The sequence below is a fragment of the Actinotignum vesiculae genome (genome assembly GCF_051267215.1).
In the GTDB taxonomy this organism is placed as follows: domain Bacteria; phylum Actinomycetota; class Actinomycetes; order Actinomycetales; family Actinomycetaceae; genus Actinotignum; species Actinotignum schaalii.
This window is the reverse complement of sequence record NZ_JBOZGG010000018.1, coordinates 15,267-36,233: the sequence shown is the minus strand read 5'-3', so window position 1 is coordinate 36,233 and position 20,967 is coordinate 15,267. Positions and strand designations below refer to the sequence as shown.

General features: G+C 60.0%; 21 protein-coding genes, 2 pseudogenes and 1 riboswitch. Of the genes and pseudogenes, 8 read left to right on the top strand and 15 right to left on the bottom strand.

Translation table 11 applies throughout. The annotated features are described in order from the left end of the window. On the top strand, positions 1-720 hold a 720-nt coding region (locus tag ACRQHG_RS08655), incomplete at its 5' end, for a MerR family transcriptional regulator (RefSeq protein ID WP_435719953.1). Positions 721-835: 115 nt separating this feature from the next. Here ACRQHG_RS08655 and ACRQHG_RS09375 read toward each other — a convergent pair. The 8 genes and pseudogenes from ACRQHG_RS09375 to dnaK form a co-directional block, all read right to left on the bottom strand. Then, positions 836-1,126, bottom strand: a complete 291-nt coding sequence (locus ACRQHG_RS09375; protein WP_493927379.1) for a DUF4143 domain-containing protein — start codon at positions 1,124-1,126, stop codon at positions 836-838. Between the two features lie 144 nt (positions 1,127-1,270). Continuing rightward, positions 1,271-1,471, bottom strand: a pseudogene (locus ACRQHG_RS09370) (DUF8612 domain-containing protein); the annotation flags it as partial. Between the two features lie 206 nt (positions 1,472-1,677). Beyond that, positions 1,678-2,058: pseudogene (locus ACRQHG_RS08645) on the bottom strand (AAA family ATPase); the annotation flags it as partial. Positions 2,059-2,233: 175 nt separating this feature from the next. Continuing rightward, positions 2,234-4,144 carry an ABC transporter ATP-binding protein gene (locus tag ACRQHG_RS08640; protein ID WP_435719951.1) on the bottom strand — a complete coding sequence of 637 codons (1,911 nt, stop codon included), beginning with the start codon at positions 4,142-4,144 and terminating at the stop codon, positions 2,234-2,236. A gap of 114 nt (positions 4,145-4,258) precedes the next feature. Then, complete coding sequence (locus tag ACRQHG_RS08635; protein ID WP_435719950.1) at positions 4,259-4,969, bottom strand: heat shock protein transcriptional repressor HspR; 711 nt, start codon at positions 4,967-4,969, stop codon at positions 4,259-4,261. 143 nt (positions 4,970-5,112) lie between these two features. Further along, positions 5,113-6,129 carry a DnaJ C-terminal domain-containing protein gene (locus ACRQHG_RS08630; protein WP_435719949.1) on the bottom strand — a complete coding sequence of 339 codons (1,017 nt, stop codon included), beginning with the start codon at positions 6,127-6,129 and terminating at the stop codon, positions 5,113-5,115. 55 nt (positions 6,130-6,184) lie between these two features. Further along, a complete protein-coding gene (locus ACRQHG_RS08625) occupies positions 6,185-6,928 on the bottom strand; it encodes a nucleotide exchange factor GrpE (protein WP_435719948.1) in 744 nt (247 codons plus the stop codon). Continuing rightward, on the bottom strand, positions 6,928-8,805 hold the full coding sequence (gene dnaK / locus ACRQHG_RS08620) for a molecular chaperone DnaK (protein WP_435719947.1): 1,878 nt from the start codon (positions 8,803-8,805) through the stop codon (positions 6,928-6,930). The genes ACRQHG_RS08625 and dnaK overlap by 1 nt, the downstream gene beginning before the upstream one ends. Positions 8,806-9,084: 279 nt before the next feature. Here dnaK and ACRQHG_RS08615 point away from each other — a divergent pair, with 279 nt between their 5' ends. The 4 genes from ACRQHG_RS08615 (at position 9,085) to ACRQHG_RS08600 (ending at position 13,150) form a co-directional block, all read left to right on the top strand. Further along, entirely contained in the window at positions 9,085-10,017 is a 933-nt protein-coding gene (locus ACRQHG_RS08615; RefSeq protein WP_087069989.1) for an ROK family glucokinase, read from the top strand. A 236-nt stretch (positions 10,018-10,253) separates the two neighbouring features. Next, a complete protein-coding gene (locus ACRQHG_RS08610; protein ID WP_435719946.1) occupies positions 10,254-10,763 on the top strand; it encodes a general stress protein in 510 nt (169 codons plus the stop codon). A gap of 80 nt (positions 10,764-10,843) precedes the next feature. Then, complete coding sequence (locus tag ACRQHG_RS08605) at positions 10,844-12,196, top strand: DUF4921 family protein (protein ID WP_435719945.1); 1,353 nt, start codon at positions 10,844-10,846, stop codon at positions 12,194-12,196. A gap of 72 nt (positions 12,197-12,268) precedes the next feature. Then, positions 12,269-13,150: a patatin-like phospholipase family protein gene (locus ACRQHG_RS08600; protein WP_435719944.1), complete on the top strand. Its 882-nt coding sequence runs from the start codon at positions 12,269-12,271 to the stop codon at positions 13,148-13,150. Positions 13,151-13,224: 74 nt separating this feature from the next. Here the strand turns inward: ACRQHG_RS08600 and ACRQHG_RS08595 are convergent, their stop codons facing one another. After that, positions 13,225-13,461 carry a hypothetical protein gene (locus tag ACRQHG_RS08595; protein WP_435719943.1) on the bottom strand — a complete coding sequence of 79 codons (237 nt, stop codon included), beginning with the start codon at positions 13,459-13,461 and terminating at the stop codon, positions 13,225-13,227. Positions 13,462-13,779: 318 nt separating this feature from the next. Between ACRQHG_RS08595 and ACRQHG_RS08590 the strand changes: the two genes are divergently transcribed. The 3 genes from ACRQHG_RS08590 to ACRQHG_RS08580 all read left to right on the top strand — a co-directional run bounded on the left by ACRQHG_RS08590 (position 13,780) and on the right by ACRQHG_RS08580 (position 16,112). After that, the gene (locus ACRQHG_RS08590) at positions 13,780-14,928 is read left to right on the top strand and encodes a sensor histidine kinase (RefSeq protein WP_435719942.1); all 1,149 of its coding nucleotides are present in this window, start codon (positions 13,780-13,782) and stop codon (positions 14,926-14,928) included. A 3-nt stretch (positions 14,929-14,931) separates the two neighbouring features. Beyond that, complete coding sequence (locus tag ACRQHG_RS08585; protein WP_435719941.1) at positions 14,932-15,594, top strand: response regulator; 663 nt, start codon at positions 14,932-14,934, stop codon at positions 15,592-15,594. A 311-nt stretch (positions 15,595-15,905) separates the two neighbouring features. Then, positions 15,906-16,112, top strand: a complete 207-nt coding sequence (locus ACRQHG_RS08580) for a hypothetical protein (protein ID WP_435719940.1) — start codon at positions 15,906-15,908, stop codon at positions 16,110-16,112. A 52-nt stretch (positions 16,113-16,164) separates the two neighbouring features. Here ACRQHG_RS08580 and ACRQHG_RS08575 read toward each other — a convergent pair whose 3' ends face one another. From ACRQHG_RS08575 to ACRQHG_RS08550, 6 genes are all read right to left on the bottom strand, one after another. Further along, entirely contained in the window at positions 16,165-16,809 is a 645-nt protein-coding gene (locus tag ACRQHG_RS08575) for an ABC transporter ATP-binding protein (protein WP_435719939.1), read from the bottom strand. After that, positions 16,793-18,478, bottom strand: a complete 1,686-nt coding sequence (locus ACRQHG_RS08570) for an ABC transporter permease (protein ID WP_435719938.1) — start codon at positions 18,476-18,478, stop codon at positions 16,793-16,795. Before ACRQHG_RS08570 ends, ACRQHG_RS08575 begins: the two co-directional genes overlap by 17 nt. Beyond that, the gene (locus ACRQHG_RS08565) at positions 18,475-19,521 is read right to left on the bottom strand and encodes a thiamine ABC transporter substrate-binding protein (RefSeq protein WP_435719937.1); all 1,047 of its coding nucleotides are present in this window, start codon (positions 19,519-19,521) and stop codon (positions 18,475-18,477) included. Before ACRQHG_RS08565 ends, ACRQHG_RS08570 begins: the two co-directional genes overlap by 4 nt. Before the next feature lie 38 nt (positions 19,522-19,559). Next, a riboswitch (TPP riboswitch) is annotated at positions 19,560-19,670 on the bottom strand. Positions 19,671-19,765: 95 nt separating this feature from the next. Further along, positions 19,766-20,035: a DUF4235 domain-containing protein gene (locus ACRQHG_RS08560; protein ID WP_284890085.1), complete on the bottom strand. Its 270-nt coding sequence runs from the start codon at positions 20,033-20,035 to the stop codon at positions 19,766-19,768. A 66-nt stretch (positions 20,036-20,101) separates the two neighbouring features. Then, a complete protein-coding gene (mnhG, locus tag ACRQHG_RS08555; RefSeq protein ID WP_026428609.1) occupies positions 20,102-20,509 on the bottom strand; it encodes a monovalent cation/H(+) antiporter subunit G in 408 nt (135 codons plus the stop codon). After that, entirely contained in the window at positions 20,506-20,964 is a 459-nt protein-coding gene (locus ACRQHG_RS08550) for an MrpF/PhaF family protein (protein ID WP_435719954.1), read from the bottom strand. Before ACRQHG_RS08550 ends, mnhG begins: the two co-directional genes overlap by 4 nt. Positions 20,965-20,967: the final 3 nt, after the last annotated feature.

The following is a 20,967-nucleotide window of genomic DNA, read 5'->3' as shown; positions in this document are numbered from 1 at the left end:
AGATGTCCGTGGCCTACCCTGACCGGTTTAATAAGTATTTATAAACAATGCTCACACACAAACAACTTGACACACTCGCCCACCGATTACTCGGATGCTGGATACAGGCTGTACAGCGACGCGGACGTGAAACAGCTGCGATATATTTTGCTTTTTCGGGAGTTGGAATTCCCGCTCAAAGAAATCAAAGCCATAGTCCACAGCGAGAACTTCAATGAAGCCGAGGCACTCGACCAGCAGATAACACTACTGTCCCTGAAAAGGGACCGGCTCGAAGCCTTGCTGGACTTCGCAAAAAGAATCAAATCATCAGGAGGTACCTATATGGATTTCACAGTTTTTGACACCGGAAAAATCGATGATTACGCACGCCAGGCCCGAGAGCGCTGGGGTACAACGTCGGAATATCAGGAGTATGAATCCAAGCAAGCAGGACGGAGCGACACGGAAAATCAGGCCATCACCCAGAGCCTCATGTTAATTTTCGGGGAATTCGGGAAGATCAAAACTGGTGCCCCCGATTCCCCGGAAGCCCAAGTGCTGGTGAAAAAGCTGCAAGGCTTCATCACGGATAATTTCTATACGTGCACGGATGAGATCCTGGCCGGCCTCGGTGAAATGTATGCCGATGGCGGAGAGTTCACTCGCAATATTGACGATTTTGCGGGCGAAGGAACCGCGGTATTCGTTCACGAAGCTATCAAGCACTACTGCGCATAATTCATCGCCATCCGCTTCCTGTTCCTTATAGCCGTGCCCGGTGCCGCCTCCCCGACTACCTTATCCGTAGTCGAAGAGCGGCACCGGGCACAATAAAACTCCCGCTACTGGGGAGTTAAGCACCCGGCGCAGGTTGCGGATAGGTAGCGAGCAGGTGCGCAGCCGACTGGGCTGCAAAATTTTTCCCTTGGTACGATTCCGCCCCCTGGTATATAACAGCGCGATTTTCGGCCGGGATTCCCAGGAGGTCACCGATCTGGGAAAGCTGGTGGCCGAATTTATCACGCATCGTAATCGAGGATTTAATCTCGAAAATGCGCGGGTGACTACGCACGGTGAGATCAAGGAGATCAACCTCGCGCTTGGAATCATCACGATAAAAATAGAGCTCCGGCTCCGTTCCCATATGGAGACATTGTTTTCTTATCTCTGCGATCACGAAATTCTCGAATACCGCCCCGCGTTTCGGATGGGTGAGAAGTTCAGCAGCACTTCGGATTCCCAAGAGATGACACAGCAAACCCGTATCATAAAAGAACAGCTTCGGAGTCTTCGTCACTCGTTTCGCACCGGTGAACATATACGGTTGCAGCGTAAACGTGATGCAGGAGGAGTTGAGAATCGATGCCCACTCTTTGACGGTCCGATGGGTGGAGCTGATATCGCGCGCCAAGCCACTGTAGTTAATGGGGCTTCCGCTCGATTCTGCACACAACCGCAGGAAAGCGCGAAATGCATCAACATTTTGGATATCACGATAATCCGCAACACGGCTTTCAAGGTAAGTCCGTACATAATTAGATATAAAAACGTGGCCGGGATACCTACCTCGTGAATACGCGGATATCCTCCTGTCACTTGCGCTTCGCTGAGTGTGGGCACAGGATCGAGTGCTTGAAGTTCTTGCCAGCTCAAGGGGAGTAGCTGAAGAATTCCAACTCTGCCGGCCAAGGATCGGCGAATGCTCCGCAGCAGCGAAAAGTTTTGTGAACCGGTCAAAATGTACTGCCCCGCCGCACCACCTTCATCTGATCGCACCTGAATGGTGGAGAAAAGATCCGGAGCATATTGCGCCTCATCAACGATAAGCGGCGCGGGGTGCGCGGCAAGAAAACCAACTGGATCCTGGGTAGCTGCCGCACGGAGATTCGGATTTTCGAGGCTAACGTATTCATACGTGGGAAAAGCCGTCCGAACCAGGGTTGATTTCCCACTCTGGCGCGGGCCGGTAACGAAAACCACCGGAAACCATTGCGCTAATTGTGCGATATAACCACTCGCACTGCGAGGAATCACCGTGCCGCCTCTCCCCTCATTGCGAGAGTAGAGCCACCGCATATCTGCCCAGAAGTCACCAGATTATTGCAGTAGCATCTACCAAATTACTGCAGTAGAACCCACCAAATCACTGCAGTAGGAACTCCCGAATCGGCTCAATAGCAACGGAAAACCCCGCTTGCACCACTATCGGAGACAGGCATAGTCGCGCACGGCTCGCCCCCGGCTTACACACCTACCGCAAGCCGTAGCGTTTGAGATGGCGTTGGGCGCGCGCGGAGTTGTCATTCTGCAAGGCGAGCAGCTCGGCGTAGATGCCTCCGGACTCAGCGAGCTCGGCCGGACTGCCCACCTCATCAATACGCCCCGCCCGCAGCGTGATAATCCGGTCCACGCTGGCGATGGTCGAGAGCCGGTGCGCGATAATAATCGAGGTGCGGTCTTTCATGAGTTCTTCCAGCCCGGCCTGCACCCACCGTTCGGAGCGGGTATCCAGCGCGGAAGTCGCTTCGTCCAGCACCAAAACCGGGGCAGCTTTGAGCATGGCGCGAGCCACGGCGATGCGTTGGCGTTGCCCACCGGAAAGCTTGAGTCCGCGCTCCCCGATGACGGTGTCATACCCCTGGGTGAAACGCCGGATAAAACGATCCGCGTGGGCGCGGGTCGCGGCATCGAGGATTTCTTCCTCGGTAGCATCCGGGCGCCCATAAGCAATATTTTCCCGAATTGTTCCGGAGAAAAGCGCCGGGTCCTGGAAAACTACCCCGATGGCGGCCCGCACCTGCTGAAGTGACAGACCCGCGATATCGCTGCCGAAGAGCTCAATATGCCCGGCCCGCGGTTCGTATAACCCCAGGAGAAGCGAGGTCAGGGTAGTTTTCCCACCCCCGGATTCGGAAACAAAAGCGACCCGTTCCCCCGGCTCGATAGCGAAACTAACATCGCGTAAAACATCCGGATCTGTGCCGTATCCAAAAGTCACGTTCTCGAAACGAATCGCCGGCACATCAGGCTCAATTTCCACCAATTTCTGGTGGAGCGCGCGGGCCATGAGTGGGCGGGCCGGTGCGGCGTCGTCGTTAGGAGTAAGGGCGGCGCCGTTAGGAGTAACGGCAGTGCCGCCAGGAAAAGTCGCGCCGCCGGTCGATACGGGGCACTGGCCGCGTTCGGTTTCGGTGAGTTCCATGACCTCGAAGTAATCGCGCGAGCCAGCGATGGCGTGCTGGGTGGTGTCGACGATCCAGCTCATGGACATGACCGGGCGGCGCGCCATTCCCACGAGTTGCACCAGGATGACCATGTCGCCCACGGAGAATTGGCCGCGGGCGGTGCGCAGGAAAATAATCGCGTAAATCGCGAAGAAAATAATGGCCATAACCATCCGGCGCAGGAAATCCATGGTGTGCCAGTGGCGGGATTGGTTGGCGGTGACACGCTCGGCGTGCTCGTAGTGACGGGCGAAATGCGCGAGTTCGCCACGTTCGCGGGTGAAGGATTTGACCACGCGGATCTGGCCGATTACTTCGTTGAAGCGCCCACCGGCCACGTCGATATCTTCGTTTTTCTGCGCTTCGAGGCCCTGCCAGCGCCGCGAGGTGAGGGCAGTCAGCCACATGTAAATCGGGAAAATAATAAGCAGGAGAAGGCAGAGCAGCGGGGAATAAATAAAGGAAATAATCAGGACGGCGATCACCGTGAGCAGCGTGGTGAAGAAGGAGTTTGCGAAATTCTTGACGAAATTCGTGACCTCCATGATGGAGCGGTTGAGGCGCGAGGTGATAGTGCCGGTGAGTTCGCGGTCGAAATAATCTTGCGGGAGGGTGAGGAGTTTATCGAAGTAGCGCACGGAGAGGATAGAGCGCATTTTTTGGCTCATGAGGTCGCCGGCGTATCCGCCTAGTGAATCGATGGTGGCGGAGAAAAAGTCGATGGCGAGGAAGGCACCGGCCAGTAGGATGACCCGCCGCACCGCCACGCTAACGTCGAGGCTGCCGCTCACGGCAGCAACCGCGGTATCGGTGGCGGCGCCGAGCACGAAGGGAACGATGATGGTTCCGGCGGTCACGAGGATGGAGGCGAGGGCCACCGCCACGTAGTAGCGGGACAGCGCGGAGGTGAAACGAAAAATTCTTAGCAGTGCGTGCACATAGTGACCCTAGCAGTAGTGCGCACTGTTCCCGGGCCGTTCGCGTGCCGAGCCGCGCTGGAAGTCGTGGTCGCGTTCCTGGGTGCCGTCGCGTTCCTAGGCGCGGTCGCGTTCCTAGGCGCGGTCAAGCTCGCGGTCACGTGCATGGTTGCCGTCGCGACTGCGTTCACGGCTGTGGTCGTGGCTGGGGACGCGCCCGTGTTCGCGGTTGTGTTCGCGGTTGTGGTCCCAATCCATCTGCACCGCGAGCGCGGCGAGGAGCAGGTCGAGAGTATGGGGTTGGTAGCGGGTCAGTTCGGAGCCGGGATGACGCGCGGCACCGGCCGCGGAACTTGCCGCCGAACTTCCTGCGGCCCCCGCGCGGGAAGGCCCGGCACCTTCTTGGGCGCGTAATTGCGCGAGACGCTGCGCGGCCTGGTGGCGTAGATACTCGCGTAGGTCTTTATGACCGCGGGTAAGAACGACGTCGCCATCCGCTCCGGCAGCAAAAATCCGGCGAGCATGGGCGCGCCGTTCGTTGGCGCGTTCCCGCTCTGCCGCGAGTTCTTGCTCGGCACGCTGAAGGGAGCGGGTGAGCTGGTCGATACGTTCTTGCATCTGGAGGATGCGGGCGATGCCGGCCAGGTTGATGCCATCCTCCTGGGACATGCGTTGAATTTCTTGGAGGCGTTCCACATCCTCCAGGGAGTAGCGCCGCCCGCCTCCGCGGGTGCGCCGGGCGGACACCAGCCCCAGGCGGTCATATTGGCGCAGCGTCTGGGCGTGCATGCCAGCGAGTTCGGCCGCTACTGACACCGTGAGTAACGGTGCGCGTCGATTCGCCATACCTCCTCAACCTCCTTTGTTGGGATCCCGGGCCCGGCCCCACGCGGGGCCGGGCTAGCCGGGTTTTTCGTTCCTCGTGCCGCTTCGCTAGTGCTTCGCGCTAGCTTGGCTAGCCGTTCGCATGAGCTTCGCTAGCACTTCGCCTAGACCTTCGCCATGCGGATGAAATCCGCGCGCGGATCGGCATCGTCCGTGGCCTTGGCGAAGAGTTCCACGGTTTTGCGGGCATCATCCGACAGCCGAGTGGGAACCACGACCTTGAGACGCACGTACATATCCCCGGCCGTACCCTTGGCCGTGAGACCCTTGCCGCGTACCCGCAAAATTTTATCCGTGGAGGAACCGGCCGGGATTTTCACCCGGACGGTGTGCCCTGCCAGCGTTGGTACTTCTACGGTAGCCCCGAGAGCGGCTTCCGGGAAGGACACCGGGACATTGACGTAAACATCTTTGCCCTGCACCTCGAAAACCGGGTGGGGCTCCACGTGGACGGTGACGATAATATCGCCAGCCGGCCCGCCGTTGAGGCCCGGATGCCCCTTCCCGGCGATCCGAATTTTCTGGCCGTCGCTCACGCCGGCCGGGACTTTCGCGGTCACGGACTTGCCGGAGGCGGTTTGGATTTTCACGGTGGCCCCGTCCACAGCCTGGCGGAGCGGGAGCGAGACCGTAGCGGTCATATCCGCACCCTTCTGGGCTCGGCGCTGGGAGCCGAATCCAGCGAAACCTCCGCCTCCCTGGCCGCCCCCGAAAAGCCCGCCTAGCACGTCCTCGAAGTTGCCGCCGAAGCCGCCTGCGCGGGCGCCGCCCGTGGAGGATGAGGCGTGGTAGGTTCCCCCGCGGCCGCCGGAGAACATGGAGAAGATGTCCTCGAAACCGCCGCTGCCTTGCCCACCGGCCCGGAAGCGGGGCCCGCCGGCCCCGAGCGCCCGGATCGCATCGTATTGCTTGCGATCCTCCGGGTTGGAGAGAACCTGGTAGGCCTCCCCCACCCTCTTGAACTTTTCTTCGGCGTCCTTCGAGCCGCCATTCCGATCGGGGTGGTAACGGCGGGATAGCTTCCGGTAGGCCTTTTTAATATCCTCCTGGGTGGCGTCTTTTTTCACGCCGAGTTCCTGGTAGAAATCCTTATCGAGCCAATCTTGGCTTGCCCCTGCCATATGCTCACCTCCCCTTTCTTATCCTGCTGTGTGTATTCCGTGAAGCCTGCCCCCACTATTCCGGTGAGACCACTCCCACCCGGGCCGGGCGGAGAACCTTATCCGCCACGGTGTAGCCGGGTTGAATAAGCGTCTCAATAGTTTGAGCGGTAGCTTCCGCCGAGGACCGATTCATGAGTGCCTCGTGGTACTCCGGATCGAATTCATCACCAACCGCACCGAAACGCGCCACCTTGAAGGTGGAGAAGAGAATCTGCTCCACCTTCTCCGCGATCAAGCCGGTGGGGCCTTCCAGGTCCCCGTGCTGGCGGGCCAGTTCCACATCATCAAGAACCGGGAGCAAAGCCTCAATCACCTTGAGAGTGCCCGAATCGCGGTGCGCTCCAGCTTCCTGCTTGGAGCGGCGCACGTAATTCGTGTACTCCGTTTCGGTGTTGTACAGCGATGCCTGGGCGCGTTTGAGCTGGTCCTCCAGGGTGCTGATGGTCGCCATTGCTTCGCTGAGCGGATCGGCCGCGACGGCCTCTGCATCGCCTGCGCCGGCTTCAGCATCGGAAGCTTCAGTATCGGATTCCTGAGCATCCGATGCCTGGCCATCACCAGCAGCGCCGGCTGTGCCAGCTTCACCCGCACCTGCCGGCGAGGCCGCGGCGGCAGCTGCGTCGTCGTTCCCAGAAACAGCGCCCGCACCGGAACCGCCCGCGCCGTTACCGGCACCCGCGTTTTCCCCGGCACCGGAACTAACAGCAGGCTCCTCCGCGCCGTCCGGGCCATTGCGCTTCAGATCGTCCTCACTCATTACTTATTCTCCTCATCGTCCACGACTTCGGCGTCGACGATATTGTCATCAGAAGAACCGGACGCACCGGAACCGCCCGCGGCACCGGAAGCATTCGCGCCGCCGTTCTGCTCAGCGGCCTGGGCCTGCGCGTAAATTTCCTGACCGATCTTCTGCGATTTCTCGTTGAGTTCGGCCAGGGCGCTCTTGACGTCCTCCACATTGCCGGTGCCCTTGAGGGTTTCGCGCACCTTGGCGATGGCCTCCTCCACCTCGGTGACGGTGGCATCGGTGAGCTTGTCCTTATTGTCCTTGATCAGGCGCTCAATGGAGTACGCGGTCTGCTCCGCCTGGTTGCGAGTATCGGTTTCTTCCTTGGCCTTGGCGTCTTCCGCGGCGTGCTCCTCAGCTTCCTTGACCATGCGGTTGATTTCCTCTTCGGAAAGGGCCGAACCGCCGGTAATGGTCATGGACTGTTCCTTGCCGGTGGACTTATCGCGAGCGGACACATGCACGATGCCGTTGGCATCGATATCGAAGGTGACCTCGATCTGCGGCACCCCGGACGGAGCCGGCGCGATCCCGGTCAGATCGAAGGTGCCCAGCGGCTTGTTATCGCGCGTGAACTCACGTTCACCCTGGAACACCTGGATGGATACCGAAGGCTGGTTATCTTCCGCGGTGGAGAAGGTTTCCGAATGCTTGGTGGGGATAGCGGTATTGCGCTGGATGAGCTTGGTCATCACGCCGCCCTTGGTTTCAATACCGAGGGAGAGCGGGGTGACGTCAATAAGCAAAACATCCTTGCGGTCCCCGGTGATCACACCGGATTGCAGCGCCGCACCCACGGCCACAACCTCATCGGGGTTCACGCCCTTATTGGGTTCGCGCCCGTTGGTGAGTTCCTTGACCACTTCGGTCACGGCCGGCATACGGGTGGACCCGCCCACCAGCACCACGTGATCAATATCGGAAATCTGGATGCCCGCATCGCGAATCACGTTCATGAACGGGGTCTTGGTGCGGTCCAGCAGATCCTTGGTCATATCCTCAAACTTGGCGCGGCTGAGGGTTTCGTCCACGTGGATCGGCCCGGATTCACTCATCGAGATATAGGGCAGCGAAATCTGGGTGGAAGTTGCGGCAGACAGCTCAATCTTCGCCTTTTCCGCGGCTTCCTTGAGGCGCTGCAGCGCGATCTTATCCTTGGACAGATCCACACCGGAGGCACTCTTCACCTGGTCAACCAGCCAGTTGACGATGCGCTGATCCCAGTCATCCCCGCCGAGCTTGTTATCCCCGGAGGTGGCCTTCACCTGGATGAAGGAGAAATCATCCTCATCCTTGCCCACTTCCAGGAGGGAAACATCAAAGGTGCCGCCGCCCAGGTCGAAGACCAGAATCGTTTCATCTTCCTTGCCCTTTTCCAGGCCGTAGGCCAGCGCCGCGGCCGTGGGTTCGTTGACGATACGCTGCACATTCAGGCCGGCGATGGTACCGGCATCCTTGGTGGCCTGGCGCTGCGCGTCATTGAAGTAGGCCGGCACGGTAATAACCGCATCGGTGACGGTATCGCCCAGGTAGGCTTCCGCATCCTTCTTCAGCTTCTGGAGAATAAACGCGGAAATCTGCTGTGCGTTGTAATCCTTACCGTCAATATCAACCTTCCAGTCATCACCCATATGGCGCTTGACGGAAGAAATCGTGCGATCAACATTGGTGACAGCCTGACGCTTGGCCACTTCACCCACGAGCACTTCTCCGCTCTTAGAGAAGCCCACAACGGACGGGGTGGTGCGCGCACCTTCCGCATTCGCGATCACCGTGGGTTCCCCGCCTTCGAGGACGGCCACCACGGAGTTGGTTGTTCCCAAGTCAATACCTACTGCACGTGCCATGATTGCTCCTTCTGCATTCGTGCCGCAGATCCGCACGCCGGCGGTACCGGCCGCGGACCCTTCGACAAAGTTTCCTTCCAAGTCTGAACGATTCGAGAACCTATGTCCAATCGGCTCGCCCTTTCTTGAGTCCACCTAACTCAACCTTAGGGGCATGGTTTTTATTCCCGCCCACTTTTCGCGAGCTACGTCACGTCCTTGCGCACCCTCTTTTTTCGGTACGACGACGCCACTCCGCCATCCCGGAATTCGGCTGGCAAGGCCAGGTAGACTTGCACCATGACTCTGAGCATCGGTGTGGATGTTGGCGGCACGAAGGTGGCCGCCGGCGTCGTCAATGAACAAGGTGAAATTTTGCAGCGGGTCCGGCGCCCCACGCCGCGCCAGGATTCCGAGGCCTTTATCGCAACCATCGCCGCCTGCGTCAATGACCTCAAATCCTCGGGGGCTACCACCGTTGGAATCGGGCAGGCCGGCTATATCGCCGCGGATCGCGATACGTTGATCTACGGCACGAATGTGCCCCTACAGAACGGACGGCTCGGTTCACGTATTGCTGAGCTCACCGGCATGCCCGTCGTCGTTGAAAATGACGCCAATGCGGCTGCCTGGGCCGAATACCGTTTCGGTGCGGCCGCGGATGCAGAATCCGCCGTTGTGGTGACGCTCGGTACCGGGCTGGGCGGCGGCATCATCATGAACGGGAATCTGCTGCGCGGCGCTTTCGGTTTCGGCGCGGAAATCGGGCATATCCACATGGTTCCGAACGGGCCGCTGTGCGGGTGCGGATCGCGCGGCTGCTGGGAAGTGATGGGCTCGGGTAGCGCGCTGGTGCGTTTCGCCACCGAACGGGCCGCGAATTACCCGAGCGGGGCTGCTCGCATTCTGGAACTGGGCGAAGGGCGCGTGACCGGCCCGGCCGTGACCGCGGCCGCTCAGGAAGGCGATGAGATGGCCCTCGATGTTTTCAACGAGCTCGCGCATTGGAATGCCATCGGCTTGGCGGATATGGCCACCATTTTCGATCCGGAAATCTTCGTGATTGCCGGTGGGGTGAGCGAGGCCGGTTCGCTCGTGCTCGATCCGCTGGTACGCGAATTCCCCGAAGTTCTCCCCGTGGCGAAATACCGGACGCTGCCGGAGATTCGTCTCGCGCGGCTCGGGAACGACGCCGGAATTATCGGCGCCGCGGATCTGTCCACGATTGAGTAACGTGGCTGGCTAGCCAGTGTGCGCGTGAGCTGCGCGCCGGTACGATTCGGCGCGCACAGAGCCGCCAGCAACCGGCTGAGCTGCGCGCCCGTACGATTTGGCGCGCACTAACACCATCCAGGCTGCGCGCCGGAATACGCTTCCCGGTTTCCACCGCTAGCGAGCATTTCCGGCGCGCAGCTGATTTTTGTTTCGAGGGCGATTTTTCTGTCATAGGCCAGCTTTAGGATGAGCCTATGAATGAAAACATAACTACTGGCGCGCCCGCCACCGCGCGCGCCGCTGAACAAAGTGCCGCGGACTACCGCACCATTACGGAAGTATCTGATTACCGGCGGGCCGAACGCCTGGTAGATGCGCTCTCGGATGCCGGGTTCCCGGTGGAAAATGTGCGTATCGTCGGCGTGAATCTGGAAAGCGTGGAGCAGGTGACCGGGCGCCTGACCACTGGGAAGGCCGCGCTCTACGGCGCGGCGGGCGGGGCCTCCTGGGGCCTTTTCTTCTCCTTCTTCTTTATCCTTTTCGCGCCGGCCGTGGTGCTCTGGCAGGTACTCCTCTTCGGGCTCGCCTGCGGGGCGGTGCTCGGTGCCATTATGGGCGCGATCTCGCACGGGTTTACCGGTGGGCGGCGCGATTTCGCTTCGGTGCGAGCCACCACCGCCAATTCATATGAGGTGCAGGTGCGTAGAGCCTTCGTCAATGAGGCTTATGCAACTTTGGCGCAGGCCGGGTATTCGGTGAGCTAAGAATTCAGCTTCACCGTGCTCGCAGCGGAGCTACCCACTACTATGGTGGGTGGCTCTGCTGCCGAACGTGAGGGGAACTTATGGTTGTACGCCACGAAATCCGCCCGCCTATTACCCGGCTTCCGGACGGGACCATCAAACAGATCAACCCGTTTTCCGGTACCGAAGTGTGGACCCAGCCGGGCCGCGCTAACCGGCCTCTCAAGGCGGAAGTTCCTATCGCGGAACCGCTGAGCGCGGATCACTCGGAAAACTTCTGCTCTTTCTGCGCGGATCGGGTGCTGGAAACACCGCCGGAAAAGGCGCGTATCGTTGGCAACCCCGCCACGGGTGAAGCTCGGATCACCTATGATGCCCCGGTGGATTCCCTGGCGGACCCGTGGGATTTCCGGCGGGTTCCCAATCTTTTTGAGATTGTTCCTTTCCAGTACTGGACCACCAACTACCAGTACGAACTCACCACCCGCCGCCAGGATGCTTTTGAGCGCTACACCTCGGATGCGGCCGGGCGCGCCCACGTGCTTTCCGTGGCGCATAACAAGGCTATTGCCTCGGGCATGGATGAGGATGCTTGGAATGCACTTCCGGAGCGGGAGCGCCTCTTGAGCGCACTGCCGTTCTACGGGGGCGGGCATGACCTCATTATCGGGCGCCACCACTATGTGCCGGGTTCAGATTCCACCGCGAATCGGGCCGGCTCGGGTACCCTCACCCCAGCTGAGCACTACTGGTACTTCCTGCTTACTGCCGATGCCATGCGCGATTTGTACGAGCAGAACCGCTACGTCAAATACGTGCAGGTCTTCCAGAATTGGTTGCGGCCGGCCGGGGCCTCCTTCGAACACCTCCATAAGCAGCTGGTCTCCATTGATGAGCGCACCGTCAATCACCGCTACGAAGTGGACCGAGTGCGCGATAACCCCAATATTTTCAACGAGTACGGGGTGGATTACGCCGGCTACCACAATCTCGTTATCGCGGAAAATAAGTACGCGGTGGCCTACGCCGGGTTCGGGCATCGCTACCCCACGCTCGAAGTGTGGTCGCGTTCGGAAGCCTCCCAACCTTTCGAGCACACCCGCCATGAATTGCGCGCGGTTTCGGATCTGGTGCATGCCATGCACGCGGCCACCGGCCCGGATATTCCCACGAATGAGGAATGGTATGCACCTTCGCGGGATATGGAAGTAGCAACCCCGTGGCGGGTGCTCCTCAAGTGGCGTACCTCCACCCTCGCCGGTTTTGAAGGCGGCACCAAGATCTACGTCAATACCATCGACCCGTGGTCCTTGCGGGATCGGGTGGTTCCCCGCCTGCTGGAGCTGCGCGCCGAAGGCGCCATTGCTTCCACGATCAATATCGCCACTGAATGCAGTTGCGAAGTCAATTCGCTGCGTTACGGAATGGGCGAATCAGGAGTGCGCAGCAGATAGTTGGGCCGCGGCCGGAGCCATCTTCACTCGCGGCCGCACCAGCCTCGGCCTGGCGCGTAGAAAGGAGACCCTATGTCTCGGATTGCTGAGACCGCCCTCGTTTTCGAGGGCGGCGGTATGCGCGCTAGCGCCACGGCTCCGGTTGTTATCAAACTTATCGAGGCCGGTCTGGAGTTCCCGCATGTTTCGGGGATTTCGGCTGGTTCCAGCCACGTGGCAAATTACCTGAGCCGCGACCCGCTGCGGGCCCGGCGTTCTTTCGTGGAATTTGGGGCAGATCCGAATATCGGGAACTGGCGGACCTTCCTCAGCGGCAAGGGCGCCTTCAACTCGGATTACATTTACCTTCACACGTCGCGCCCGGGCCAGGCCCTTCCCTTTGATTTCGAGACTTTCCAGTCCACGCCCGGCGATTTCGATATCAGTGCTTTTCGTTTGAGCGACGGCGCCGCCGTGCACTGGCACCGCGGCGATATTAAGGTTCTTGACGACCTGTTGGTGCGGGTGCAGGCTTCCTCAACGATGCCCGGCATTATGCCTTTCGTAACGCTCGACGGCGAGCTTTATGCCGACGGCGCGCTCGGACCATCCGGGGGTATACCTATTGATGCCGCTGAGGCTGCTGGCTTCGAACGCGCCGTCGTCATTATGACGAAACCGCGCGATTACGTGCGCCCGGCACCTTCCCGAAAGGCAAGTGCGCTGATCCGGGCGGCTTTCCGCAAACACCCCCACCTCGTTACCGCGCTGGAGGAGCGTGCGGCCAAGTACAACGCTACGCGAGCCCATCTTTTCGATCTGGAAGCGCAGGGGCGGGCCTACCTCTACTTCCCGCGCCACCAGCTGACTTCCAACCGGGAGACCAATGTGGCGAAGCTAGAAGCCTCTTTCGCGGCCGGCACCACCCAGATCAACGAGGACTTCCCCGCTATCCTGCGTTTCCTCGGGGTTTAGCGATATGCTCGCTAAACCCCGAGCGAATCTGGCTTCGCTGGCACATGCCGTAAAGCCAAGCGCAGGGGTCTCAGTCACTCACGCTGATCTTGCCGCCACTTTGCGTGCAATGCGAAAACCAGCGGCATCACAACAGCCAGCATGAGGCAATACCCAATCAAGTTCGAGCCGTAATCAGCCATTAAGGTTGAGAACTGGGCCTTGTTCTTTAGGTACATCCAGATAAAGAACAGGCCAGACATCAGGCAGATAGACGCCAGGGTAACGACGTAAACCCTCAGCCAATCTTTGCTATAAAAGAGCTTCCTCATTGAACTGCCCACCTACTCATTCCGTCGATAATCAACATTTGAAGCGTACCCCAACGCAGGAGCTTGAGAATACCGATGAATGTCGGTCAGTTACGCCAATGTTCATCCGTGAAAATCTCGAGGTCGCAGGTAGACTCAAGAAATCTACCGTATCGAACCGGAAGGAGAATCATGCCGAAATTAGGTATCGCAGCAATCATATGCACATTAGTTTTTCCATTGCTGCGCCTCTACGCTTAACACTGGGCTGGAAACACCCAATAGCATTCACGTGGTTTCCAGTGGGCACTGGTAACGGAGGACAATGATTGAGTAACGATGCATCTTCCCCTTTCTAACCGCATACCCTTTACCACGGCACGATCACTACTTTTTATCATCGGCGCCGTTATTTTCGCCGGAATCGACATCATCTGCGCCGCGTTAGGTTTTTATACTTTCAATCCTGGTTCACTATTATCCGATATCGGATTGTGGTTACTATTCGCTTTATCTGGTCACTTCCGTGTTTGCGAGGTACTACTTATAGCCAGTTGCATCACCCTAAACGCATGCAATTTAGTTGGCGGATTTTCGGTGCTCAGTTTTGGCGTTCCCATTGTACTGGTGTTATGGCTCCTACGCTCCTGGATTATGAGAGCCGTAACCGTGATGGCTATCGAGACATCAGTATCAGTAGCTGTTAGCCCAACACCACAGTTACAGCTATATAGCTCAATAGTCATCACTCTTGCAACCTTAACTGTAGGCCTAGCGCTACGTTGGCAAAACAATCGCCGTGCTCTGGCAGAAGAAAGAAAGGAAGATGCCTTTGAGGCTATGAGGAAAACTAGGCAGGAATTAGCACGTCAGCTACATGACACCACGGCGAAAGACCTAGCTCATGTTGCGATTCTTGCCCAGGATCTTGCAATGAAGCACCCTGACCTGTCCGATGAATTAAGCATCCTAGTCAAGGTTGCAACAAGTGCCTCCAGGCGTATCCGGCCAATCATCCTATCAATGGACACACTGACAGCCGAAGCTCCCCTGTCCGCCGTAGCCACGCAGGTATCCAATATGTTGGATACCAGGGATATAACTTTGGAAGTCAATATCACCGACAATATTGACACACTGACGACACGTCAGCAGCGCCGTACGGCGGCTTTGGCAATTCGCGAGTGCACCTCCAATATTCTTAAATACGCACCCGCCGGGTCAGAAGCAAATCTCATAATAGAAGCTTCGGCAGAATATGGTATGCTTGCACTTTCCCTAAGTAATTTGATCGCTGCACAACCGCCAGCTTCAGATATGAGTAGTGGATACGGTCTAGCAAATCTCGCTAACAGAATTAGAGCCGAGGGCGGCACGATGCAATCTAGCGCAGTAGATCAGCAGTGGATAACCTATATAACTTTGCCCGCCCACTCATCTGTTACTTCGGAAACCACAAGTACGAAAATACATACCCCGAAAGAGTAGCACATGGATAACATTCGAATTCTACTCGCCGATGATGATCCCATCATCCGCGAAGGTCTCGCACGGCTACTCAATGAACAAGAGGGGCTGGCTGTGGTGGCTACTGCTGCTGACGGCGCGCAAGCTATCGATCAACTCCGTGACCAAAAGGTGGATCTCGCTCTTCTGGATGTTGATATGCCTGTCATGAGTGGAATCGAAGCCGCTAAACGTATTAGCCAGGATTACCCCCATATCGTGATCGTTATGCTTACCGTATTCGAACACGAAGATTCTCTTGGTGAAGTGATCGGTGCCGGGGTGCGTGGTTTCCTTACCAAGGACATTGTTGCTCCAGAACTCGCTCAACTAATCCGCAAAGCATACGGTGGGCAGCAAGTCATGGCACCCCGTCCCACGGAAATCCTGATCACCTCATATGAGAAAATCCAGCAGAACAAGGAAGAATATGCGGACTTTGTTACAGCAGTTGAACAACTCCCGGAGCACTTGCGCACCGTCTTCCATTTACTTCTCCAAGCTCTGGCGAACAAGAACATTGCCCGACAAACCGGACTATCCGAGACTACTGTGCGTTCCTATGTTTCCGATATCCTCGCCCGCACGGGGTGCGCAACGCGCGCGGAACTAGGGATCACCGCTATCAAAGCTGGAATCACAGGATGAAGGAAACTCGATAGTGCGAGCAGTAACCACGCCCGTTCCACGCGACCGTCGAAATTGGGCTACTTTTCGACCGCTGCTTACAGCAATGCCACACCACGGGTTATCCCCGCATCTACAAACTCCGGCAAAAATACCGACACTTGTCGGTACCCGGAAGTAGCCACGCGTGGTTAACTGGCATCACCTCTCAAAGGAGAACAGCACCCGTTTTCTCACGGCGCTACCCGTCCTCCGTCGAGGGCGCATGCCCGAATATCGAGCGCAAGTTAAACCTTGTGCTCGGTACGAAACTAATAGATATGGAACCGCTCATGACTGACAAGACTAGAGCCCGTATAGCGGATATCTGCGCCGGATTGCTTGCTTTGCTTGTGGCTTTCCTGGCCAAAGAGCCGGGCTGGAATATGCATAACGGCTTGATATGGTTCGCGGTCTTCGCTGCCACGTATGTCGCGCTACGCCTATCCTTCATGCTTCCCGGAATTATCCAGGGTGTTCGTCAAGCAAAGGACGACTAACCGTACTGTTCCGGGAGCTTAGCGAACCGGAAAACGCCGCGAACCCGCACCACTACTCCGACACGGCAACCAGCCGCCCGCTATCCATGCGCACCACCCGGTCGGCAACGGTCGCCGCTTCGGCATCATTGTGAGTCACGTAGACCGCCGTTGTGCCGGCCTTTTGCAGCACCCGGCGCAGGAATACCGCCAGGTCCTCCCGCAGGCGGGTATCGAGGGCGGAAAGCGGTTCGTCCAGGAGCAACACCCGAGGGCGCGCCGCCAGGGAACGCGCCAGAGCCACCCGCTGGGCTTGCCCACCCGAAAGAGTCGTCACCGCCCGCTCGGCATAACCGCTCAGTTCCACCAGCTCCAGCCAGCGCTCCACCTCCGCCGCCACCTCGGCGCGCGAACGACCCTTCTCAATCCCGTAGGCAATATTCCCGCCCACGTTGCGATTCGGGAAAAGCTGCCCGTCCTGAAAAACCATGCCCACCCCGCGCCGATGGGTAGGAACCGCCGCCATATCAGCGCCGTCGATCAGCACCTGCCCGCGCACTGCCTCCAGCCCGGCGATTCCGCGCAGCAGCGAGGATTTCCCCGAACCGGACGCCCCCAGCAGCGCCACGGTCGTACCCGACTCCACGCTCAGATTCACGCCGCGCACCGCCTCGAAACCGTCCGGGTAACGCACCGATACGTCACGAAGTTCTAACACGAAGCTTTCCTTTCTGCTGCGTTAATAACGACGACGCAGCTCCGGCAGGCGCCGCCATTTCACTCAGCGCCATCAGGCCCCCGGTGACCGTACCGAGCACCACCGCGCCCGCCATCGCGGTCCCGTAATTTTCCGCCCCGGGCCTCCCCAGGAGCTGGCCGATCAGCACCGGAAGCGTGGTGGAATCACTGGTGGCCAGGAAGGACGTAGCGCCGTATTCCCCTAAAGAAATGGCCAGGCCGAAACCGGCCGCCACCGCGAGCGCGCGGGCGGCCAGCGGCAGGTCAATACTTCTCCAGACCCGCCCCGGGCCGGCCCCCAGGGTGGCGGCGGCCTCGCGCAGGCGCGGGTCAATGGCCCGCACCACCGGGAGGATCACCCGGGCCACGAGGGGAAGGGCCACCACCGCTTGGGCAACCGGCACGAGCACCTGCGCGGAGGGCACGAGCATGCGGATGGTGAGGAATAATCCGAAGCCTACCGTCACCGCGGAAACTCCCAGCGGCAGCAGGGCGATCCCTTCCGCGGCCGCGCTCACCGGCCGCGGCGGGGCCCACGGGGAGGCCAGCGCGAAAGCGAGCAGCGCCCCGAGCATCAGGGCGAGAACAGCAGCGCTCAGGCCCGTGGTAAGAGAATTCCGGAGCGCATCGGAAGCCGAGACCCCTGAGAATCCGGAAGAACCGATGAGATTGCGGTAGTTCTCCAGCGTCCAGGTGCCCGAACGTTGGAAGGAGCGCGCCACCAAGGTGAGGAGCGGGGCTCCAATAAGGAAAATAACGGTGGCCGCGCTGATGAGCAGCGCCGGAATATCACTCCGGCTCACCTTCCTCCGGGCGGCCGGGCGCAGGCGCAAGGCCGCCGAGGTACGCCGGGTGGCCCGGGGCGCCACCGCGGTGGCGGCCCCGACGATCACCACTTGCAGCAGCGAAAGCACCGCCGCGGCCCGTAAATCAAGGAAGGTGGTGGTCTGCACCCAGATTTCAGTTTCGAGGGTGCCGTAGCCGGGTGCACCTAAAGTTTGCACGATTCCGAACGACGTCGAACAAAATAAAAAAACAATAGCCGCACCGGAGGTAATAGCCGGGGCCAATTCCACAAGGGTGACGGTACGGAAAGCGCGCCACGGAGAGGCGCCGAGGGTACGGGCCGCCTCCGCGTGCGGGGGCAGCGCCGCCCACAGCGGCCCCACCGTCCGGGAAATCACCGCGGTATTGAAGAAAACCATCGCCGCAACCACCGCCCACGGGCTGGAATCCCAGCCGAGGAAACCGTAGGGGCCGTCCGCGCGCAGCAGCGCCCGGAATGCGGTACCCACCACCACGGTGGGGAGCACGAAAGGCACCACCACGAAGGCTCGCACCACTCGCACCCCGGGCAGGCGCAGCCGGTAAAGCACATAGGCCAGGGGAAGTCCCAGCATTACCGAGCAGGCGGTGCTGGCCGCCGCCATCCACAGGGTTTGCCCGGCGACTTTCCAGGTGCGCGGGCGGGTGAGCTCGGCGGCGAAACCCGCGGCATCCACCCCGGCCGGAGTGACGAGCCCGCGCGCGAGCATCGCCACCACCGGCCACAGGAAGAACACCGCGAGGAAAAATAGCGGGACCGCGAGCGCGAGGGCAACCACCAGGGAAGCTCCGCGCGGGCGCGGGATACGGAATGCGTTACTCACATTCCCGCGGTGTCACGCCAGGCGCGGATCCATTCGGCGCGCTGGGTTCCCACTTCTTTAGCGTCCAGCACGATGGGGTCCTTGACGCGCGGGGCGTGCTGCTGCCAGCTCGCGGGCAGCTCCACATCGGCCACTGGGTACACGTACATCGACTCCGGGATAGCTTTCTGCACATCCTCGGAAAGCAGGAAGTCGATAAAAGCCTGCGCGCCTTCCGGGTTCTCTGCCCCGCGCAGCACCCCGGCGTATTCCACCTGGCGTACGCAGGTCGATTCGATCACGCCGGTGCGCCCGCTTTCAGCGGCCGGGGAGGACGAATAGGAAACCACCAGGGGGTAGTTTCCTTTGCCTTCCGAGCCGGAAAAATCGGTGTAGTAGGCATCCGTCCACGAACCGGAAATACGGGTGCCGGCCCCGAGCAGCTGGCCCCACAGCTGAGAGAGCCCCTCCGTTCCCCCGGCAACGTGGGCGGTGGCGGCTAGGAAAGCCAGGCCGGGTGAGGAAAGCGCGGGATTTTCTACCGCGAGCAGCCCGGCGTATTCGGGGCGGGAAAGATCCGCGAAGCTCAGGGGCGGAATCATATTTTTCTGGGTGAACCACTCGCGGTCGTAATTCACGCAGACTTCGCCCTGGTCGATGGGATTGAGTTTCCCTTCCAGGGCGGTCACTCCCGCGGGGAGCTTCGGGGACGAATAATCAGCGATGGTATTACCATCGAGGGCCTGGTAGGCGGTGTAGGTATCCACCCCGAACACCATATCCGCGCCGGGTTTGCCATCCGCCAAGACCAATTGGTTAACAACCTGGCCGGTATCCCCGGGGGCTGATTTCACGATGGTGTACCCGGATTCTTTCTCGAAGCGGGCGATGAGCTCATCGGGCAGATTGAATGATTCGTGGCTGACCACCCGGACGGTGGTGGGCTGATCGCTCGCTGCCGGAGAGGCGGCGTCGTCGTTCTTTGAGCAGCCGGCCAGGGCCAGTGCCGCAACCATCGCGGCGGCCGCAAGAACGCGGGCGCCGTGCCTATTTTTCTGGACCATGCATCCTCCTCAGGATATAAGGAGGGTCTCCGCGGTGCGGAGGAGAGATCTCGACTCCCTTCGCCGGTACTAACCGGATCAGGTTCGAGGGTCTGCGTGCCGCGTGCCGGCCGCACTCTCAGCGCTACTGCGCTCCCCTGTCGTGCCGTCCAGTCTAGTACGGAGGTCCCGTATTTTCACGCCTGCGGTCTCGAGCCGGCACCGGATCGGCGCCGCGCGAAGGCGAGGCACCGCCGCGCGAACCTTAGGCCCGGGCGCGTGCCTGCGAATCGATCACTTCGCCCTTGCCGTACCATTTGGCGGCCTGGCGCTGGGTGAGCTGGGAAACGGCCGCGGCCACCCCGGCGGACACCACCGCGAAAATCATCGCGTCCACGAGCGGCGCGTTCGGGTCCTCCGAATCGGGGATCTCCCGCCCGGAAATGCCCTTCCACACCACGTCCACGATTTTATTGGCGACGATCCCCGAGAGCACGCCCACGCCCGCGCTCACAACTTTCCAACCGATATCCATAACGTCCCTTTCTTCGCGCGGCGCGGCCCCGGCCCGATGCGGCCGGTCACCCGGCACCGCCCTCGATCATGAGTGCGCGGAGGTGCTCCCCCGCGCGGAATTCTTGTCCTGTCCAGAACTATTATGACTCAGACCACGCCCGAAGCGCAGGTCCTCGCGCAATTCGTCCACGACCATGGCATCCGAATCGATGCGGCCGGTGCGGTACCCCGCGCGCGACAGCATATGCGCGGAAATGGGCGAGGTGATGAGCTGGCAGCCGATCACGAGGAGCAGCGTCCACGTCATTGACGGGTCACGCACCAGGCAGGCCGCGCCCAGGCAGCCCATGATCAGGGAGAGAACCTGCGGTTTCGTGGCTACGTGCAGGCGCGTCATGAGGTCCGGGTAGCGGAACATGCCGATGGCGGCCACGAACGTGAGGGTGGCGCTGGCCAGCATCAGCGCGGCACCGATAATATCCCAGGGGCTCATGGCCGGGCTCCTTCCTGCGCGCCCGCGGTATCTGGTTGCGCACGGCCCGCGGCGTCCGTTTTCGGAAGGCTAGCGGTATCCGCTTGGGTGCGGGCGGCCGCGGGCGGCTCGCGATCCGGATCGTGGGCGGGGCTTTCGTCTTCTTCTTCGTCGGTTTTTTCGCGTTCGTTCGTCCTGTCGAGGCGCCGCATTTCCTTCGGATCGTTTTGGTCCACGGGCCGGATGAAGCGCGCCACGGCCACGGATCCGAGGAAACCAACAATGGCGACGACGACAAATACCGCCAGCAAATCCGCTCGCCGGGTCACTGCCGCGAGCAGGCAGAGCGCCCCCACCATAATCGAGGTGATGACATCGAGCGCCCCCACCCGGTCGAGGACCGTGGGGCCTTTGACGATGCGGACCGTCACCAGCAGCGCGGAGATAGTCAGGAGCACCCCGCAGATCACCATCATAAT

What these genes read in the sequence shown, in the direction of transcription:
- ACRQHG_RS08565 (WP_435719937.1), bottom strand. Translation starts at nt 19,521, where the DNA reads ATGGTCCAGAAAAATAGGCACGGCGCCCGCGTTCTTGCGGCCGCCGCG.
- ACRQHG_RS08615 (WP_087069989.1), top strand. Translation starts at nt 9,085, where the DNA reads ATGACTCTGAGCATCGGTGTGGATGTTGGCGGCACGAAGGTGGCCGCC.
- ACRQHG_RS08560 (WP_284890085.1), bottom strand. Translation starts at nt 20,035, where the DNA reads ATGGATATCGGTTGGAAAGTTGTGAGCGCGGGCGTGGGCGTGCTCTCG.
- mnhG (WP_026428609.1), bottom strand. Translation starts at nt 20,509, where the DNA reads ATGAGCCCCTGGGATATTATCGGTGCCGCGCTGATGCTGGCCAGCGCC.
- ACRQHG_RS08600 (WP_435719944.1), top strand. Translation starts at nt 12,269, where the DNA reads ATGTCTCGGATTGCTGAGACCGCCCTCGTTTTCGAGGGCGGCGGTATG.
- ACRQHG_RS09375 (WP_493927379.1), bottom strand. Translation starts at nt 1,126, where the DNA reads ATGGGAACGGAGCCGGAGCTCTATTTTTATCGTGATGATTCCAAGCGC.
- ACRQHG_RS08605 (WP_435719945.1), top strand. Translation starts at nt 10,844, where the DNA reads ATGGTTGTACGCCACGAAATCCGCCCGCCTATTACCCGGCTTCCGGAC.
- ACRQHG_RS08585 (WP_435719941.1), top strand. Translation starts at nt 14,932, where the DNA reads ATGGATAACATTCGAATTCTACTCGCCGATGATGATCCCATCATCCGC.
- dnaK (WP_435719947.1), bottom strand. Translation starts at nt 8,805, where the DNA reads ATGGCACGTGCAGTAGGTATTGACTTGGGAACAACCAACTCCGTGGTG.
- ACRQHG_RS08630 (WP_435719949.1), bottom strand. Translation starts at nt 6,129, where the DNA reads ATGGCAGGGGCAAGCCAAGATTGGCTCGATAAGGATTTCTACCAGGAA.
- ACRQHG_RS08550 (WP_435719954.1), bottom strand. Translation starts at nt 20,964, where the DNA reads ATGATGGTGATCTGCGGGGTGCTCCTGACTATCTCCGCGCTGCTGGTG.
- ACRQHG_RS08635 (WP_435719950.1), bottom strand. Translation starts at nt 4,969, where the DNA reads ATGGCGAATCGACGCGCACCGTTACTCACGGTGTCAGTAGCGGCCGAA.
- ACRQHG_RS08610 (WP_435719946.1), top strand. Translation starts at nt 10,254, where the DNA reads ATGAATGAAAACATAACTACTGGCGCGCCCGCCACCGCGCGCGCCGCT.
- ACRQHG_RS08580 (WP_435719940.1), top strand. Translation starts at nt 15,906, where the DNA reads ATGACTGACAAGACTAGAGCCCGTATAGCGGATATCTGCGCCGGATTG.
- ACRQHG_RS08595 (WP_435719943.1), bottom strand. Translation starts at nt 13,461, where the DNA reads ATGAGGAAGCTCTTTTATAGCAAAGATTGGCTGAGGGTTTACGTCGTT.
- ACRQHG_RS08625 (WP_435719948.1), bottom strand. Translation starts at nt 6,928, where the DNA reads ATGAGTGAGGACGATCTGAAGCGCAATGGCCCGGACGGCGCGGAGGAG.
- ACRQHG_RS08590 (WP_435719942.1), top strand. Translation starts at nt 13,780, where the DNA reads ATGCATCTTCCCCTTTCTAACCGCATACCCTTTACCACGGCACGATCA.